General features: G+C 38.4%; 14 protein-coding genes. 9 read left to right on the top strand and 5 right to left on the bottom strand.

What is annotated here, in order from left to right; all coding sequences use genetic code 11:
- The 3 genes from ACP6PL_RS08960 to ACP6PL_RS08950 form a co-directional block, all read left to right on the top strand.
- The coding region (locus ACP6PL_RS08960) for a globin family protein (protein ID WP_426544690.1) at positions 1-611 on the top strand (611 nt) is incomplete at its 5' end.
- A gap of 175 nt (positions 612-786) precedes the next feature.
- Complete coding sequence (locus tag ACP6PL_RS08955) at positions 787-1,464, top strand: response regulator transcription factor (protein WP_426544688.1); 678 nt, start codon at positions 787-789, stop codon at positions 1,462-1,464.
- 19 nt (positions 1,465-1,483) lie between these two features.
- Positions 1,484-2,698 carry a sensor histidine kinase gene (locus tag ACP6PL_RS08950; RefSeq protein ID WP_426544686.1) on the top strand — a complete coding sequence of 405 codons (1,215 nt, stop codon included), beginning with the start codon at positions 1,484-1,486 and terminating at the stop codon, positions 2,696-2,698.
- 4 nt (positions 2,699-2,702) lie between these two features.
- Here the strand turns inward: ACP6PL_RS08950 and ACP6PL_RS08945 are convergent, their stop codons facing one another.
- From ACP6PL_RS08945 to ACP6PL_RS08935, 3 genes are read right to left on the bottom strand one after another with little or no spacing between them, the layout of a single operon-like run.
- Positions 2,703-3,908: an RNA-guided endonuclease InsQ/TnpB family protein gene (locus ACP6PL_RS08945; protein ID WP_426544684.1), complete on the bottom strand. Its 1,206-nt coding sequence runs from the start codon at positions 3,906-3,908 to the stop codon at positions 2,703-2,705.
- A complete protein-coding gene (locus ACP6PL_RS08940; protein ID WP_426544682.1) occupies positions 3,905-4,546 on the bottom strand; it encodes an IS607 family transposase in 642 nt (213 codons plus the stop codon). The genes ACP6PL_RS08945 and ACP6PL_RS08940 overlap by 4 nt, the downstream gene beginning before the upstream one ends.
- The gene (locus ACP6PL_RS08935) at positions 4,518-4,712 is read right to left on the bottom strand and encodes a hypothetical protein (protein ID WP_287518079.1); all 195 of its coding nucleotides are present in this window, start codon (positions 4,710-4,712) and stop codon (positions 4,518-4,520) included. The genes ACP6PL_RS08940 and ACP6PL_RS08935 overlap by 29 nt, the downstream gene beginning before the upstream one ends.
- 102 nt (positions 4,713-4,814) lie before the next feature.
- Here ACP6PL_RS08935 and ACP6PL_RS08930 point away from each other — a divergent pair, with 102 nt between their 5' ends.
- From ACP6PL_RS08930 to ACP6PL_RS08920, 3 genes are all read left to right on the top strand, one after another.
- Entirely contained in the window at positions 4,815-4,994 is a 180-nt protein-coding gene (locus ACP6PL_RS08930) for an ATP-binding protein (protein ID WP_426544692.1), read from the top strand.
- Positions 4,995-6,014: 1,020 nt separating this feature from the next.
- Positions 6,015-11,957, top strand: coding sequence for a trifunctional serine/threonine-protein kinase/ATP-binding protein/sensor histidine kinase (locus tag ACP6PL_RS08925; protein WP_426544679.1), 5,943 nt, complete (start codon positions 6,015-6,017; stop codon positions 11,955-11,957).
- A gap of 1,087 nt (positions 11,958-13,044) precedes the next feature.
- Entirely contained in the window at positions 13,045-14,829 is a 1,785-nt protein-coding gene (locus ACP6PL_RS08920) for a putative bifunctional diguanylate cyclase/phosphodiesterase (protein WP_426544677.1), read from the top strand.
- Positions 14,830-14,951: 122 nt separating this feature from the next.
- Here the strand turns inward: ACP6PL_RS08920 and ACP6PL_RS08915 are convergent, their stop codons facing one another.
- Positions 14,952-15,302: a hypothetical protein gene (locus ACP6PL_RS08915; protein WP_426544675.1), complete on the bottom strand. Its 351-nt coding sequence runs from the start codon at positions 15,300-15,302 to the stop codon at positions 14,952-14,954.
- Positions 15,303-15,366: 64 nt separating this feature from the next.
- A complete protein-coding gene (locus tag ACP6PL_RS08910) occupies positions 15,367-15,573 on the bottom strand; it encodes a hypothetical protein (RefSeq protein WP_426544673.1) in 207 nt (68 codons plus the stop codon).
- A 534-nt stretch (positions 15,574-16,107) separates the two neighbouring features.
- On the opposite strand from ACP6PL_RS08910, the gene ACP6PL_RS08905 reads away from it, so the two are divergent.
- From ACP6PL_RS08905 to ACP6PL_RS08895, 3 genes are all read left to right on the top strand, one after another.
- On the top strand, positions 16,108-16,566 hold the full coding sequence (locus tag ACP6PL_RS08905) for a peptidoglycan-binding domain-containing protein (RefSeq protein ID WP_426542048.1): 459 nt from the start codon (positions 16,108-16,110) through the stop codon (positions 16,564-16,566).
- 185 nt (positions 16,567-16,751) lie between these two features.
- A complete protein-coding gene (locus tag ACP6PL_RS08900) occupies positions 16,752-17,069 on the top strand; it encodes a peptidoglycan-binding domain-containing protein (protein ID WP_426542046.1) in 318 nt (105 codons plus the stop codon).
- Positions 17,070-17,212: 143 nt separating this feature from the next.
- The gene (locus ACP6PL_RS08895) at positions 17,213-17,656 is read left to right on the top strand and encodes a peptidoglycan-binding domain-containing protein (RefSeq protein WP_426544671.1); all 444 of its coding nucleotides are present in this window, start codon (positions 17,213-17,215) and stop codon (positions 17,654-17,656) included.
- The last annotated feature ends 156 nt before the right edge of the window (positions 17,657-17,812 follow it).

The following is a 17,812-nucleotide window of genomic DNA, read 5'->3' as shown; positions in this document are numbered from 1 at the left end:
GATCGCTACTTAGTATAACCTTGGACGGAAAAGATACCAAATGGGTTCTATATAATAACGATCGCTTTCCTCGGATTAATCAATGGCTACAGGCGATCGACCAACGTCAGGCTTATCAACGTATTAAACCAAATGCTCGAACTAATAATTTGGTTATGCAACATATATTTCGTTTACAGCCTATTTACGACAGTAAACCAGAACCTCAACCAGAATTTGCTAGTCAGGAAAAAGACTATCGGATGGAGGCAGCGGGCAGATTAAGTAGTAATTACCAAACTGTTGTTGCTGATATTCTGAAAAATTCGGGAGTTAAAGCATGGGTAAGTCAGGATAATTTACCAACAATTGAATCAGTTATTGACCTTTATTTAAGACGTTTGGTTTATTATTTAATTGAGGGAAGTATACCATTATTTTCTGATCGCTCAGTTGATGCCAAAACTGAACAACAAAATGAAGTTAAGGAAAAAGCCGCTGGTGATGCTGCTATTGGAGCGATAGCTCTAGCTTTTCTCAGAAATAGGGTTTGTGTTCCCCGTGACATGAGTGCAAATGCTGCAGTTGCTTTTCAAACAGCAATTGATACTATGTTGTCTTGTATCTACTAAATTTATCTTTAGATCATAGAGAAACCGGGTTTATATGAAATGTCAAACCAGAAATTTTTTCTCATAAACCCGGTTTCTTATAATACAGGATATGTACCTTTGACAAAAAAGATAATTTATCACCTAAAGAATGACATTGAAGCCATTCATTCTGACTCTTAACTCCTAGTTTCCTATGAAAATTCTCTTAGTTGAAGATGACAAACAAGTTGCCGATGCTCTTTCAGAAGCATTACGCGATTGCAATTATGTTGTAGAAATTGCTAAAGATGGAGAAGAAGCTTTAGAATTAACTAAAGTATTTACTTACAATTTAATTATCCTTGACCTAATTTTACCTAAAATAGATGGAATCACTCTTTGCCAACAATTACGAAATTCGGGAGACCGGACATTGATTTTAATGCTAACAGGTAAAGATACTAGCGACGATAGAGTTTTAGGATTAGATGTAGGAGCAGATGATTACGTCGTTAAACCGTTTGAAATGAAAGAGTTATTAGCGAGAATTCGAGCATTATTACGACGTCAAGAAACAACACTACCTCCGATTTTAGAATGGGAACGACTCCGTTTCGATCCTAGTCATTATGAAGTCAAGTATAATGACCAAATGTTACAACTGACTCCCAAAGAATATGCTTTGCTAGAATTATTACTCCGCAGTAATAGTCGCATTCTTAGTCGTCGTGCTATTCTTGATAACCTCTGGGAATTTGAAGACCCACCAGAAGAAGAAACCGTTAAAGTTCATGTGCGTGGGTTGCGCTCAAAATTGAAAAGTGTCGGGGCACCTGCTAATTTTATTGAAAATATTTATGGAGTCGGTTATCGACTTAATCCTAATGTCTAAATTTAAGCAGTTAAGCTCTGTGCGATGGCGTCTTCTGCGCTTCTATTTAGGAATAATGGTATCAACTTTAAGTATATCATTTTTAGTCGTAGAACGTTGGGTAACTTACGACCTCAACGAACAATTTAATGACTACTTACTCCAATTAGCAGAAGCAGCATCTCAAACCCTAGAAATTGTCAAGCATGAATCTAATGAACATGAAGAGGGAGAATACGACGAAGACGAACTACCAGAAGAACATTATCAAAGTTATTATCCAAAAACTTATCCAAAACTTGCTGCTCTAATGGCAGGATACGATCGCCACGGAACTCTTGCCGTTCCTCAACACCATCCCCTTTATTATGCTCAAGGGGTAGAATGGTTTGATGAGAAACAAAAACTTATCATCCGAGAAGGCGAACTTGTTGTCAACTGGTCAGTATCAGATAATTTAGAGCGTTCTGGTAAAATTGTAGAAAGAAATAAGATTCGTAGTTTAGTTCTGCCAGTATTTTACACGCCCCCTAGAAGTGAAACTGAAAAAATATCGGGTTATATCCGCGCCAGTCATGCTACAGAAGTATTAGATATTCAGTTAGAAAGACTACGATGGGGATTGATAATTAGTGGTGTAGTTGCAGTCAGCTTAACTGCATGGGGCGCAATTTGGTTAACCAACAAATCCTTAGAACCGATCGGTCAAAGTTTTGAGAGACTAAAACAATTTACCGCTGATGCCTCTCACGAATTAAGAAGTCCGCTCACGGCGATTCAAAGTTCAATTTCTGTATTACAAAGTCATCCCGAACGCATCGATCCAGTAGATAAAAATAAAGTCGATGCTATTGCCGATGCTAGTTATCGCATGACACATTTGGTAGAAGATTTATTATTGTTAGCTCGTCTAGATGGTTCGGTAGCGTTGATGAGTGTGGAAAAAATTCCTCTTCCCTTAGATGAAATTCTTGAAGACACTATCGAATTTGCTCGTAGTGAAGCAGAACAAAAAGAAATTGAGCTTAATTTCAATCTTGATTCAGATATCTGGGTTTTGGGGGATGGGCAGCAACTACAACGAGTATTTTCTAATTTAATTGACAATGCTCTGCAATACACGCCAACAGGAGGAAAAGTAACAGTTTCTTTGTTCACCGATAATGAAACAGCAATTATTACAGTAGAAGATACAGGAATAGGTATTGCACCAGAGGAGTTACCGTACGAAAAAAACTGTAGAAAATCGATCTGAGCTTTTATCTTGATATTGGATTAACCAATACAGGCTGTACGGCACAGCTCACTATTCCCTCGGCAGTAAATGCCCCTGGGAATTTCTTTCTAATTATCTGAAGACTACCATTGATATCGGCGTTAATCACTTTACCAGTTGCACTCAAAAATAAACCACGTTTGACTCGCTTGCCTACATAGTTTTCATGGCGTATTGGTTTTTCTAGATCGATAGCAGATGTTTTACTGGTGTAACTTTCTTCGGTTTCAATAACTTTGATACCAACCAGTTGACATTTATAAGTTATCTGTTGAATTAACTTATAGTGAGGTATTTGAGTAAAATTTTGGTTGTTTTTTTTGCCGATATTTGCACCTTGTTTCCAGTTATCATTTTTTCCTATGACTACAGTACCAATATTATTTGTTGTTAAATACTCAACTACTAATTTACTGCTATTATGCAGATAATTCTCGACAAAACGATTTCGGTGATAGGTTAAAGCTTCAATTTTACGGCTAGTTTTTTTCTGGCCTTTGATCACACTTTGATATTTAGCTTTTCGCTTGTTGTAAAGCTGATTGACGCTTTTAAGTGGCTTCCCATTAACAAGCAGAGGTTTTACACCAGGCTTGTTTGTAGCTAGAGCAACTAATCTATCAATCCCTAAATCTATTCCTGCTACATATTTAGACTCTATCGGTTGTTGTTCAGTTTTTTCATACACAACTTCAATTACATAGCAGCCAGTTGCAGGTACTATCCTGACTTCAACTACAGACTCAACCACTACAGGTATTTTGATATAACTCATAGATAAGTGACAAATACCGTTCTTTAGTGGTGCTTTATATACAGACTCTTTTGAGTAGATAACTACATTTCGGCCTTTGGTTTTGTCCTTATACTTTGGTATTTTGGGTTTACCTAGAAACCTTTGTGGATGTTTTGACCATTCTTTTATAGCTTGAAAATAACCACGCCAAGTAGCAACCAAGCATTTGATTATTTGTTTTGATACTTTAGTTGGTAATGCTCTATAGGCATCCCTATCTTTGGTGGCGTGATATAGCTTGGTTAAATCCAGACTTTTTTCCCACTGGAAAAAATGTTGACGACAATAATAGTTAGCTAAGTTGTACAAGTTTTTCGACTTAAAGGCTAACTCATCGCACACCTGCCAAAAGTTATGTGTTCGTCTGATTATATGTCTGTCAACAACTTTCATTGAACTTGCCCTTTAGTGCCAGACTTGATGTGATTTTGACGTCGCTGGCTGCTCCGTTTCCCATATAATTTAGCCGAAAATGATGCCATCAAAGACACTATATCTTCTACAAGTTCTGCCTCATAAGACTTGGGAAAAACTGACTCTATCATCTCTATTTCAACTCCATAGCTACTAAAAAAACTATCTAGGTAGTTAAAGTTAAATCTAGTCAGTCGGTCTTTGTGTTCTACAACAACTTTGTTAATTAACCTTGAGCGCACTAAGTCAAATAATCTGTTTAATTTACCACGACTGTCATTCATCCCTGAACCAATTTCGGATAAAATGTGTTCAACTTTGTAGTTTTGTTTGACACAGTATTCTAATGTTCTAGCTTTTTGTCTATCTAAGTCTCCCTTACTCTTTTGCTCGTGGGAGCTAACTCGACAATATACGGCAACTACCTTGTGGTTTTGAGCCTCACTCGGAGTTTTTACCCCCATCAATTCATTTACTTCACTCTCATGAAAGCGTCTATGGCCACCAGTTGTTCTGATTGGCTTTAATTTATTTGCCTTTTCCCATTTAGCTAAAGTCCACCGAGTTACATTTAAGATTATGCAAACTTCAGATGTAGTTAGGAGTTTTTTTGTCATGGTTTGTTTGCCAAATATGTAACCAATGGTCATAGAACTGTTGAAAAGCTTCAGGTAATGGTACTTCTTCATACTCCAATGGTATTGGATGTTCGTATACCCGCCCGTCACTTAATTCAAACTCTGTTGTCGTTACTCGGACTACCTTGATTGAGTTTTCATCCATCGCCTTATTCCACTTTGTTCAGACCTACTTTAGATATTATACCACTTTTATACAAATAACAACAACTTTCTACATTTTTAGTTCAACAGTTAATCACCCCACATATTTGAACGTTTGTGGCGGAGTGAACGCGCGAGAATTGAACGACGAGAAGGAACAGGGTTAGGCATGGCGATCGCTCAAACTTTAATTCAGGTTCACGGAGGCAAAATTGATGTAACCAGTAAAGTTGGTGTAGGAAGTTGTTTTTGGGTAAAACTTCCAGTAGTGGTCAAGAAGTAATGATAAGTAGTAGGGGACAGGAAAGTTGATTTTCCAGGAATTTTTGGCTCAAACGAAAAAATCAGGAGATATACTCTAATATTTTTTTGCACATCTCCTCAATGGAGACTAGACCTCATAACCGTGCGATCGCTGAGAGTCCAAAACAAGACTGTCAAAAGAAAAACGTAAAAATCAACAAACACAAAAAGCTGTTTAAACTTTGAAATAGTAGGTAATCTAGCTACTAGCATCAGTAAAAAAAACCGAATCAGTAGAGAAGAAAACTCGCTATAGGAGAAGATGAATTTACCTAAGTAAGATGAAATAGAATAATTGACCCAAAAGTCCAGGGTATCAAACAAAGTCCATTTTAAGGCGACTTAATAGCACTACACGGAAGTCATAGGAGAGAAAGATTCTTGTTGGGTTACCCTTACGGGAAGCAAACTAAGTCCCATGCTGTGCAACGCTAACGCGAACAACCCAAATTACACTTATTGTAGCATTTAAGGTATGTTAGTCCAGTAGTTACGTTCTATGGAACATCCCTACTGTGGTCTATGTAATTATGAAAACCGTTTTAGTTCTAATTTAATGATATTATACCAGGCTTAGGAAAAATAATGTATACCATAGGGAACAGAAAATAGATAATAGACAACAGTTAACAGAGATTTATAGCAAACATTTATTAAACTGGTAGTACAACGTTGAATAGTAAAATCCTTGTGCTGTAGTTATCTTGATTGCCCAATAAATATGTATCTCATAACAGCGAGAAGTACTGTAATCTTCAGTAAGGCAGGGTTCTACTTCCAATTAATGATTTCAATCTGAGATGAGAGGCCCCCCAATTGAGCAAGGTATTGCACTATTTTGGAGAATTGGTATCAACCAAAAAATAAACAATAATCTCTCCTGACTCCTGAGTTATGAGTTCTAGCCAAAGGTGGTTAAGTTAATTTTTTTTTGAGTTGAGGTGAAAATGAGGTAAAATTAAAAAAGTCATAAAGTAATATTTTCTGAATTTTTCAGGTGATGATGCTCAACTTACCTGGTTATCAACAAACAAACCAAATATATGCCGGAAAACGAACGTTAGTCTATCGGGCAACCCAGGAGAGCGATCGCCGTCGAGTAGTTGTCAAAGTTCTGCGGAATCCCTTTCCTCACTTTAATGACCTACTTTATTTCCGCAACCAATACCTTATTACCCGCCACTTGGAACATCCCAGCATTGTTCGGCCTCTAGCCTTGGAACGCTACGGTAACGGTTATGCGCTGATAATGCCTGATGAAGGAGCACTCGCCCTCTCCAAGTATTGGCCAAACTCTGACCAAAAACTCATGGACTTTTTCACCATGGCTATTCAACTGGCTGAGGCACTTCACTATCTGAGCTTACAGCGCATTATCCACAAAGATATTAAGCCGAGTAATATCCTGATTCATCCCAAAACCCTTCAAGTTCAACTGCTAGACTTCAGTATCTCCAGCTTACTCCCCAAAGAACAGCAACAGTTGCTAAACCCTAATGTTCTAGAAGGAACTCTGGCCTATATGTCCCCGGAACAAACGGGACGGATGAACCGGGACATTGACTATCGCACTGATTTCTATTCCCTGGGTGTTACCTTTTTTCAACTCCTGACAGGAAAATTGCCCTTTACCACCAAAGACCCAATAGAGTTGGTGCATTGTCATCTAGTCGAGAAGGTAAAGTTTCCAGTAGATAGCTGGCACAGAATAGTGCCGGAGGCATTGCAGGGGATTGTTCTCAAGTTGATGGCTAAGAATGGGGAAGACAGGTATCAGAATGCCTTGGGGCTGAAACATGACTTGGAGGAATGTTTACACCAGTGGGAACAGACAAAAAAAATTATCCCCTTTAAGCTTGGAGAGCGGGATGTGTGCGATCGCTTCCTGATTTCTGAACAGCTCTACGGTAGAGAGAAGGAAGTACAAACCCTGCTGAATGCCTTTGAACGAGCAGCAGATGGGAATAGGGAGATGATGGTGGTAGCGGGTTTTTCTGGGATTGGTAAAACCTCTGTTGTCAATGAAGTTCACAAACCCATTGTCAAGGAACGGGGATATTTCATCAAGGGCAAATTCGACCAATTTCATCGTAACATTCCTTTATTTGCCTTTGTTCAAGCCTTCCGCGACTTGATCAGACAATTACTTGGTGAGTCGGATGCAGAGCTAGTCATTTGGAAGACAAAAATCTTGGAGGCGGTTGGTGAAAGTGGGCAAGTCATCATTGACGTGATTCCCGAACTAGAACGGATAATAGGTAAGCAACCCCCAGTGCCTCAAATTTTAGGCACTGCAGCCCAAAATCGTTTTAACTTGTTGTTCGGTAAGTTTGTGCGGGTATTCACAACAAAAAAGCATCCCTTGATCATTTTCCTCGACGACTTGCAGTGGGTTGATTTAGCTTCATTGAACCTGTTGAAGTTATTGATGAATGAATCGGAAGTAGGATGTTTGCTAGTATTGGGAGCTTATCGGGATAACGAAGTATTTTCTGGCCATCTGTTGATGCTGACTCTGGCCGATCTGCATAAACAGGGAGCTAATGTCAATACCCTCACCCTGCTTCCTTTGAATGAAGGAGATATTAGTCGTTTGGTTGCTGATACATTAGTTTGTTCAGAGGAGCTAGCGGCACCTTTATCCGAATTAGTCTATCAAAAGACCAGAGGAAATCCTTTCTTTGCCACCCAATTTTTGCAGGGGTTGCATGAGGATGGCTATATCGTGTTTGCTCACGATATGGGTTACTGGGAATGCGATTTGACCCAAGTGCGACAGTTGGCGCTAACTGATGATGTGGTGGAATTTATGGTGGGGCGGTTGCGAAAGCTGCCCGAGGCAACACAAGCAGTATTGATGCTGGCAGCTTGCATGGGCAACCAGTTTGATTTGGCAACGTTGGCAGTGATATGTGAAAAAACTCAGGAGGAAACAGCAACAGAGCTATGGCGAGCCTTGCAGGAAGGATTTCTGATTCCCGAAAGTGAAATATATAAGTTTTTCCAGGACTTCAACGAAACTAATTTTAAGGGAGATGAGTACCAGCAGCACGAGATTGAAATTGAAGAGGTGCCAATTAGCTATCGTTTCTTACATGACCGAGTGCAACAAGCTGCCTACACTTTAATTCCCAATGCTAAAAAGCAAACTACCCATGTCAAAATTGGGCAATTGTTGCTGAACAATACACCAGCATCTCAACAGGAAGAAAAGATTTTTGCTATTGTTAATCAGCTAAATTATGGGGCGGATTTGCTTGCAACGCGAACGGAACGCGAACAACTGTCGCAGTTAAACCTTAAAGCAGGACGCAAAGTCTTAGCCTCAACAGCTTACAAGCCAGCTATTGAATATTTGCAGATCGGCCTAGAACTTTTAGAGTTGAATGCTTGGCAGGAACAATATCGACTCTGCTTGGCATTACACGAATCAGCAGCAGAAGCAACCTATCTCGGAGGAGACTTGAACGAGATGGAGAGACTGATAGAAATAGTTTTGCAGCAAGCAAAATCTATCCTTGACCAGATTAAAGTATATGAAATTAAGATACAAGCTTATGCTGCGCAGAATCAATTTAGGGATGCTTTACAGGTTGCCCTACAAGGACTTCATAGCCTTGAAGTTTATTTTCCCAATTCTCCGATGCAGCCTGATGTTGAAGCAGCATTTGCCGATGTAACAACCCAATTGCAAACTAAAACTATTGCCGAATTGGTAGATTTACCCCTGATGCAAGATCCGAACACTAGGGCGATATTGCAGCTATTAGTACGAGCTTCTGCCTCCTCGTTTCAGAGCGCTCCTAATTTATTTCCCCTTATTTTCCTGAAAATAGTTGACATTTCCCTCAAGTATGGTAATGCAGCAGAATCTGCTTTGGGTTATGGGCTATATGGAGTATTAATTACCATGCTTTTAGAAGACTGGGATAGAGGCTATCAATTTGGTGAGGTTGCTCTGAAGTTATTAGAAAAGTTTGATAATAAACACATTGAATGCCAAACCAAATTTATCGTCAATTGCAGTCTTAAGTTTTTCAACGCACATTTGAAAAACGTGATTCAGCCAATTCTAGAAGCTTACCAAATTGGTTTAGAGAGTGGAGAGATTGAGTTTGCCGGGCTTAATATTCTCCACCATTGCGACCACTGTTTTTTTACTGGTTATTCTCTACCCGATCTAGATGAAAAGATGTCCGTCCATATCTTAGTTCTTGAACAATTCGAGGAAACTACTAGCTCTAATATCCTGAGAATGTATCGGCAAGCAGTTGTAGATTTAATTTATGGAACGGTTGAAGCGGGTGATTTGGTTGGCAACGTTTATGATGAATTACAAGATTTACCGCGCTTGCAAGCAGCTCAAAACGGAAAAGGGTTATTTTATCTCTACTTGATCAAACTCTTGCTTTGCTGTTTTTTCCAAGATTTTGTCAAAGCAATGGCAACTATTGAAGTGCTGGAACAATATGTAGAAATAAGTCGAGGGAGTATACCCTTTCCTATCTTTCTTTTTTTTGATTCTCTCACCCATTTGATGATGTACTCGAAGGTAGACGAGACAAAGCAAAAGCAGTTTCTTGACCGTGTTGTTAACAATCAGAAACACATAAATCAATGGGCAACCAGAGCGCCTATGAACTATCGCCATAAATGGCATTTGGTAGAAGCAGAACGGCATCGTATTTTAGGGCATCCCTTAGAAGCAATCGAAGCCTACGATCTGGCTATTGCTGAAGCCAAAGCTAACGACTATATCCAAGAAGAAGCCATGGCTAACGAATTCACAGCCAAATTTTACTTGGAGTGGGGTAAAGAAAAAATTGCGACCAGCTATATGCAAGAAGCTTATTATGCTTATGCTCGCTGGGGAGCTAAAGCTAAAACTGATGATTTAGAACAGCAGTACCCCCATTTACTTGAGCCAATTCTCCAGCAAGCAAAACTAACTATGGAACCATTTGAAACCCTAGTGGAAGTTGTAGGATCAAATCAATCTCTCCCGAATTCCTCCAAAAATACGTCTTATTCCAGTAGCAGCACTAATACATTTATTGACTTTGCTGCAATTATTAAAGCTTCTCAAAGTTTGTCAGGTATCATTGAACTCGACGAACTTATACACCAATTAACTAAAATTATTCTGCAAAATTCAGGAGGCGATCGCTGTGCCTTAATTATCCCTGATCCTGAAGGACACTGGCAGGTTGAAGCAATCACCACACTGAATACCAGTGAACTTTCTACACAACCTCTAGAAGATAATCCTAAGCTGCCCGTCAAGCTGATTCACTATGTCAAAAATACTCAAGAGATGGTAATGATTGAGAATCTGAAAACGGATTTACCAGTCATGGATGAGTATCTGAGTCAGCAACGTCCCCAAAGTCTTCTATGTTTGCCACTGCTGAATCAAAGACAATTGGTTGGGATTCTCTATTTACAGAATCAATTAACAAGTGGTGTCTTTACCAGCGATCGGCTTCTTATTATCAAATTCCTCTGTACTCAAGCTGCCATTTCCCTTGAAAAAGCCCGTCTGTATAAGCAATCTCAAGCCTATGCCCAGCAGTTAGAAGTTTCCTTGAGCAAATTACAGGCCAGTGAAACTAGCTTTCGCCATCTAGCTGCCAACATTCCAGGGACGATATATCAACTTTTAATTGCAACTGATGGATCGGCGACGGTTCCCTATGCAAGCTCTGGTTGTCAGGAGATATATGAGGTGTCTGCTGAAGAAATGATGGCTGGCAAATATACTTTTCGAGACTTTGAACATCCTCAAGATCGGCAGCTAGTAGATCGGGGACTTGCTGACCTTGGCCAGACACTGGAACAGTTCAACGTAGAATTTCGTATTGTTACACCATCGGGAATAGTTAAATGGATTCAAGTAGTATCCCATCCTCTTAAGAAAGAGGATGGCTCAATTCTCTGGGAAGGTGTAATCATGGATGTGAGCCATCGCAAACAAATTGAAGCAGAGCGGGAAAATTTATTGTTTGAATTGGCCAAAGTCAATCAGGAATTAGAGCAAGTAAACCAGGAATTAGCCAATTATTCCCAAACATTGGAGCAAAAAGTTGAACAGCGCACCGCCGAACTGAAAACAGCCCAGGAACGCATCATTGCCCAGGAAAAATTGGCCTCTCTTGGTACCCTTACCGCAGGTGTCGCTCACGAATTACGCAACCCTCTCAACTTCGTCAAAAACTATGCTGAAGGTTCCGTTGAACTTTCTCAAGAACTATTGGATATCCTCGAACCTATAATTTCGACCCTAGATCCAGAAACTTTAGAATTGACTCAATCTATAATTGATGATTTGCAGGAAAACGCTACAACTATTTGCCACCATAGTATTCGGGCTACAGAGATTATCGAAACCATGATGCAACATACTCATGTAGAGTACAAGCAATCTATTCCCCAGGCCACCCATCTCCATGACTTACTAGACCAAGCTGTGAAGCTAGTCTCTCAAAGTAAAAAAGATCAGGATAAGCCTTTTAACCCCTCCATTCGTACTAACTATGCTGCCAATTTGGACTTGATTAAAGTAATTTCTAACAGTTTAATCCGTGCCTTGATTAACTTGATGGACAATGCCTTTGATGCCATGCGCTCAAAGCAAAATCAATTTAGAGCTAATTCTCCTATAGGGATAATGGACTATACTCCTACCCTGTGGGTATCTACCCAGATCCTATTAGAGGAAGTGGAAATACGAATTCGTGATAATGGGTGTGGCATTGAGCCAGGGATCAAGTCGAAAATATTAGACCCGTTCTTCACGACGAAACCACCAGGAGAAGGGACTGGATTGGGTCTATCACTGACTTATGATATTATTGTCAAACAGCATCAAGGGAGTATAAATATTGACAGCAAGCCGGGTGAATTTACGGAGATAATTCTAAGACTACCTAATTTAGGAAAGTAACAGGAAAAAGTTATAAATTTCTGACAAATAATTTTATAGTGATTTTTACTTTAATGAAAAAGATAATACTAAATCAGCTCTTCCCCCTCTTGAATTCTCACTTTTCCCTAATTAGGGTTTGCTGAATAAAGTATGCATGGTAGGGGTAGGAGAGAGGAGACAGGAGACAGGAGACAAGAGAAATGGAAATTGTAGAGGAGGTAGTCGTAAAAATTGTCCCAAGATTTTTCTGCCATAATCATCCTAAAATAATAGCTTTTTGAGCTTTTTAGACCGAAACAGGCGCACTTTTTTCGACAAAAAAAGGCTGAAATTAATATCTGTCAGTGCTTTGATATTTAATCAGCAAGCCCTAATTATTTATAACTATTAGACATAGGTGTGATAATTAAAAATAAAATCAATTCCATAAGCAGAAATCAATAATTATTTCCCCTATTCCCTACTCTCTACTCCCTAATTATTTATTTGTAAGTATTTGACCGAATATAATTTTATCTATACAAATTTAGCCTAAATTTAAAGGAAATAGCGGATAATGATTTTTCCAAAAACTGTTACAATAAAAAAATATTAAAACTGGATAATAAGTTATGAAAAACCTTATTCCTTTAGAGAATAGACTTTTCCATCAAAGCTTAAATTTATTAATTATAAACAATGTTATACTCTTATTGCAACCTCCTTATTATCCAGAATTGAATCCAATAGAAAAAAATTGGTGAGCAATTAAAAAAAATTAAATGAGAAGGATTTAATAATTTGTATCATGTTGACTTAATTAGCGATCAAGGGATTAAAAAAACTTTTTAATCCATCTCCTCTGTTACCTTCTTTCTCTGTCCTGTTTTAGGTGTCCTATTAACAGTTATTTATCATAGATATAATTTTAGATAAACTGAGAAGAAAGTTAACATATAAAATCACAGAATTAACTTTACTGAAAATGAAATCCATCTAGGGATAGAATTTGATTTTATATAAAGTAAGAATAGGTGCGTAGAAAGTAAGCGATAACTTAATCTTACTGTAAAAGTATTTTTAGTAATTTAATTTATAGTGATATATAGTTATATATATTTGTTAGATGAATACTATTCTTTCTCAATCCGCAACCCCTGAAGAACAAAAACCCCAAATAGCAAAAATTCTGGTCGTTGATGATGAAATTGAGCTTCAACGTCTAATCAAACAGCGTTTCCGGAAGAATATTCGAGCCAAGGAATTTGATTTTGTTTTTGTACAAAATGGAATAGAAGCCTTAGATAAACTCAAGCAGGAAGGCCATATCGATGTTGTACTCACTGATATTAATATGCCAGAAATGGATGGTTTAACTCTACTAGGTGAGCTATCCGATATTGATGACAACATTAAAGCAGTTGTACTTTCTGCATACGGCGATCTGAGTAATATTAGAACTGCAATGAATCGAGGAGCATTTGACTTTCTAACTAAACCCATTGATTTTCAAGACTTAGAAGCCACTATTAAAAAAACTTTACAGTTTGTCCAAAAGATGCGAAAGAAGCAAGAGCAAATTGAAAAAATGTATGCTCAACTTGAATACGATGCAGTTCATGATTCTCTTACAGGATTACCGAATCGAATCTTGTTAGATAATTTATTACAGCATAATATTTCCTATGCTCAACGCAATCATGACTATTTATATGCTGTTTTGTTTATCGACTTAGATCGCTTCAAAGTTGTCAATGACAGCCTGGGACATTCTGTGGGAGACAGTCTTCTTGCAGCAGTTGCGGAACGATTAAAAGTTTCTGTTCGAGCTTCAGACACAGTTGCTCGTTTTGGTGGAGATGAATTTGTGATTCTACTCGAACAACTCAATGATCTTCATGAAGTAACTTACGTCACTCAAAGGATTCAGCAACAGTTCAACCAATCGTTCTTACTCAATGAATATGAAGTTCATCTCGGAGCTAGTATTGGAATTGCTCTGAGCACTAGACAATATCAGAGACCAGATGAGTTGCTCCGAGATGCTGATGCTGCCATGTATTGTGCCAAAGCCAAAGGCAAAAATCAGTATGTCATTTTTGATCCGACCATCCAAGCAAGTGCGATGGAACGATTACACATGGAAAATAAACTCCGACAAGCAATTGAGCGAGAAGATTTTTCTCTGTATTATCAACCAATTATTGAAGTTGCTACAGGTTGTTTGAGTGGTTTTGAAGCATTGATTCGCTGGTTTACTCCTGATGGCAATATCTCTCCAACTAAGTTTATTCCTGTTGCGGAGGAAACAGGACTGATTACTTCTTTGGGGTGGTGGGTGTTTCAAGAAGCTTGTCGCCAGCTACAATATTGGCGAAATGAATTTCCTCAACAGCAATCCCTATCTCTAGTATTAAATATTAATTTCTCAAGCATCCAGCTAAAAGCAAGCGATCTAGTGGAGAATATTCAAGCTATTCTAGATGCTACTAAGTTACCCGGAAGTAGCGTGAAACTGGAAATTACTGAAAGTTGTCTTTTAGAAAATTCCGAGGCTCAGATTCAGGTGCTACAACAATTGAAAGACTTAGGAATCAATATATGTATTGATGACTTTGGTATAGGTTACTCTTCACTCAGTCGCCTCCATGAATTTCCAATTGACACTTTAAAAATTGACCGAGCATTCGTGACACGGATGGAGGCTAATTCAGGTGGTTTAGAAATGGTCAAGATGATTATTGCACTTGCTCATAGTCTGAACATGAATGTTGTAGCAGAAGGAGTCGAAACAGAAACTCAACTACAACAATTGAAAGCTTTAGGATGTGAATTTGCCCAAGGATATTTTCTAGCACAGCCTTTAGATCAAGTTGCTGCTGAGGAGTTTCTCCAGCAAAATCTGCTTTAATGTGGATAATATTTTCCTAAAAATTTATCAACAAATGTGCTAGTAGGGTGCGTTGCAAGGCACCCTACTGGACCGATACAGCAAAAATGCTGCTTTATAACGTTGGCGGGGATGGGGTGGGTTCAAGGGACTACTAATAGTCCGACTTCATAGATTTCGCTTTTTTCTCTCTCAAAAACAGCTTGGTTTTTGATTAATAAATTAGACAAATGTCCTGCTGAAATGGAGATTCCTATATCCTCTAAAAACTCTAACAGTTTGCTTTGAGTTATATTCCCCCCATAGTACAAACTAATGATTAATGCTTTAGTTCCCGGGTAAAATTCTCCTTCGTAACCTGGTGGTAATTCTGCCAAATAAGTTTTTCGGTTTTGAGGTGAGTAGTATTTCTCTTTCAAGAATAATATGTTATCAGTTCCCAAGGTAATATCTTGAATAATTACTTCTTCATAACCTTTAAACTGTGCGTCCATCGCCAGTGATTTAATCTTGTACTCTAGTATTTCTTCTCTATCTATTTTGAGCTGAGATTTTTTACTAGTTTTGAAGTAGTTTTCTTTCTTTTTCTGATGAGTAGTTTGGCGAAAATCGTCTTGTTTTTTTGGCTTTAATTTTTGGCTGTTGTTGTTCTCCCTTCAGAGGGTTATTTTCGTCTTTTAAGCGTTGGTTTTCTTCTTGTAATTCTTTGAGTTGTGTCTGTAATTGCTCTATCAGGTTCAGTAATATCTCTATTGTTTGAGACAAGGAATTGTCTGCAATTTCCTCTGGGTTAATTGTTTGCAGGACCTAAGTAACTAATTTTTGGCTGTCATTATTTTGTCTCATATTTCATATTCTATCAGCAACTTGATTTTCCTGTCATTATTCTTTATCCTTTATTCTTTTTTGTTATTGAACCCATATTCTTGATCGCTCTTGTGGTGAGGGTAGTTATCAATCATTGCCTACCCCATCATATTGAGTGGATACGTTATGGAATAATGTGACCCCTAACTGCTAATCAATGTGATAGAAAATTCACGCCCATCCACAATAAAAAGTTAATTGCGATAACTCATGTGTAAGAAAATGCACGTCCACCCACAATAAAAAGTTAATTGTGATAGCTCATGCACATTTTACTATTCATCCAGGAATGCACTGATAATAAAAATATAGAGCAGGAATTACACGACGGCACTAAATATAGTGAGTTTATCGGGAATATTCACCAATCAATACTCTATATATAGCGTTAATTCCTAAGTCCTGCTCAATTCAAAAAACAAGGAGAAAATTATGTTTACTGCAACTCAAACAACTACTACTCGTCCTACTCTTTCCCTTAATAGCACTGGTGAAGATGTGAAATATTTACAAACAGTTTTGAATGGCACTGTTGCTGATAATAGCTTAGTAGTTGATGGAATATTTGGTAATCTGACAAAGGCAGCTGTCATAGCTTTTCAAAAACGATATGGTTTAACTGCGGATGGAATTGTGGGTCCGAAAACTTGGGGACTAATAGATACAGGGAAAATTGCCCGCACTACTATATCCCTTGGTAGCCGTGGAGAAGGTGTAGAATATCTACAAAGACGGTTAAATGGCATTAGAGCTGCTTCGTTGGTAGTTGATGGAATATTTGGTCCGGCAACACAAGAAGCTGTGAAGAATTTCCAAAAATCCTCTGGTTTAACTGTGGATGGAATTGTTGGTCCCAAAACTTGGGAACAATTAGAATTGATCGATGTTTAGAGTTGAATTCACTAATCACAACTAACAAAACCATAGCTATGGCTAAGGTAGCTATCAACAAACCATTTTTTTACCAGCATTCAGTATTTAGCTAAAATTCGGGGGTGAAAATCCTCATTATACAACTTGAAAACTGATTACTGATTGCTACAATCATCTTCAACTAAACTAAGGAATTTTCTCAAATGACTGTATCAACAATGACTGTATCAACAATGCCTGTATTAAAAGAAGGAGATAGTGGAGATAGTGTTCGGTTTCTTGAACAATTGTTATCCTCAATCTATTGGTTTGGTTTGCAACAAGGTAGACCTGCTCTGATTACAACTGGCGTGAGATTTGATGCCAACTACGATAGTCAATGCCAACAAATAGTAACTGAGTTTCAACAAAATTATAACGCTACTTTTCCTTTTCCATCGCCTGATATTAAAGTAGATGGAGTAGTAGGTCCCCAAACCTGGAAAGCGTTAGGTGATGCTATCTTCAAATACACCTATTAAAACTTAAACACTCTTGTTGCTACATCTCTAGATATGACTGCAACAAGAATGTACAAACTCTTGGAGTTTACTCCTGCCTGGGGTGACTGACCAAATCGCTCTAATTTCTCATACTCATCTATCCTAATACAGGAGAATTAACAATGAATTTAAGTGTTTCAAGTTCTGTTTCTTTACCAGTTTTACGCAACGGAAGCAAAGGTTATGATGTAACTCTGGTACAAGGTCTTCTCAATGATGCTGGCTATGGTTCTTTAGTGGCAGATGGTATCTTTGGTGTTCGCACTGACGCCGCAGTGATGATGTTCCAAAAAGACCGAAGTTTAATAGTGGATGGTATTGTTGGTTCTCAAACTTGGGGAGCTTTAGTGCCTCCTACTATCCGTCGGGGTAGCAGGGGTGATGATGTTAAACGTCTGCAAATGATCCTGAATGAAATGGGCTATTCTCTGGTTGTAGATGGTATTTTTGGTTCCAACACTGAAGCAGCTGTTAAGGGATTCCAAAACAATAGCCGCTTAGAAGTTGATGGCATTGTCGGTCCTTTAACTTGGTATGTTCTGATGAGCAATATGATTAGAGATTAACGATTTTTAGGTTGTATTATCCAAGTGTGGGAGTTCAATGCTCCCACTTCTGACTTCAGTTATTCTGGCCTATCTTAATACAATAGGACTTACGCAAAGACACTATAGAACCCATTTGGTATCTTTTCCGTCCAAGGTTATACTAAGTAGCGATCG

The sequence above is a fragment of the Dapis purpurea BLCC-M126 genome (genome assembly GCF_050015975.1).
Lineage (GTDB): Bacteria > Cyanobacteriota > Cyanobacteriia > Cyanobacteriales > Microcoleaceae > Trichodesmium.
This window is presented reverse-complemented; position numbering and strand designations above follow the sequence as displayed.

Excerpts from the sequence above, each read along its gene's own strand:
- ACP6PL_RS08955 (WP_426544688.1), top strand. The coding sequence starts at position 787 with ATGAAAATTCTCTTAGTTGAAGATGACAAACAAGTTGCCGATGCTCTT.
- ACP6PL_RS08945 (WP_426544684.1), bottom strand. The coding sequence starts at position 3,908 with ATGAAAGTTGTTGACAGACATATAATCAGACGAACACATAACTTTTGG.
- ACP6PL_RS08940 (WP_426544682.1), bottom strand. The coding sequence starts at position 4,546 with ATGACAAAAAAACTCCTAACTACATCTGAAGTTTGCATAATCTTAAAT.
- ACP6PL_RS08935 (WP_287518079.1), bottom strand. The coding sequence starts at position 4,712 with ATGGATGAAAACTCAATCAAGGTAGTCCGAGTAACGACAACAGAGTTT.
- ACP6PL_RS08925 (WP_426544679.1), top strand. The coding sequence starts at position 6,015 with ATGATGCTCAACTTACCTGGTTATCAACAAACAAACCAAATATATGCC.
- ACP6PL_RS08920 (WP_426544677.1), top strand. The coding sequence starts at position 13,045 with ATGAATACTATTCTTTCTCAATCCGCAACCCCTGAAGAACAAAAACCC.
- ACP6PL_RS08915 (WP_426544675.1), bottom strand. The coding sequence starts at position 15,302 with ATGGACGCACAGTTTAAAGGTTATGAAGAAGTAATTATTCAAGATATT.
- ACP6PL_RS08905 (WP_426542048.1), top strand. The coding sequence starts at position 16,108 with ATGTTTACTGCAACTCAAACAACTACTACTCGTCCTACTCTTTCCCTT.
- ACP6PL_RS08900 (WP_426542046.1), top strand. The coding sequence starts at position 16,752 with ATGACTGTATCAACAATGACTGTATCAACAATGCCTGTATTAAAAGAA.
- ACP6PL_RS08895 (WP_426544671.1), top strand. The coding sequence starts at position 17,213 with ATGAATTTAAGTGTTTCAAGTTCTGTTTCTTTACCAGTTTTACGCAAC.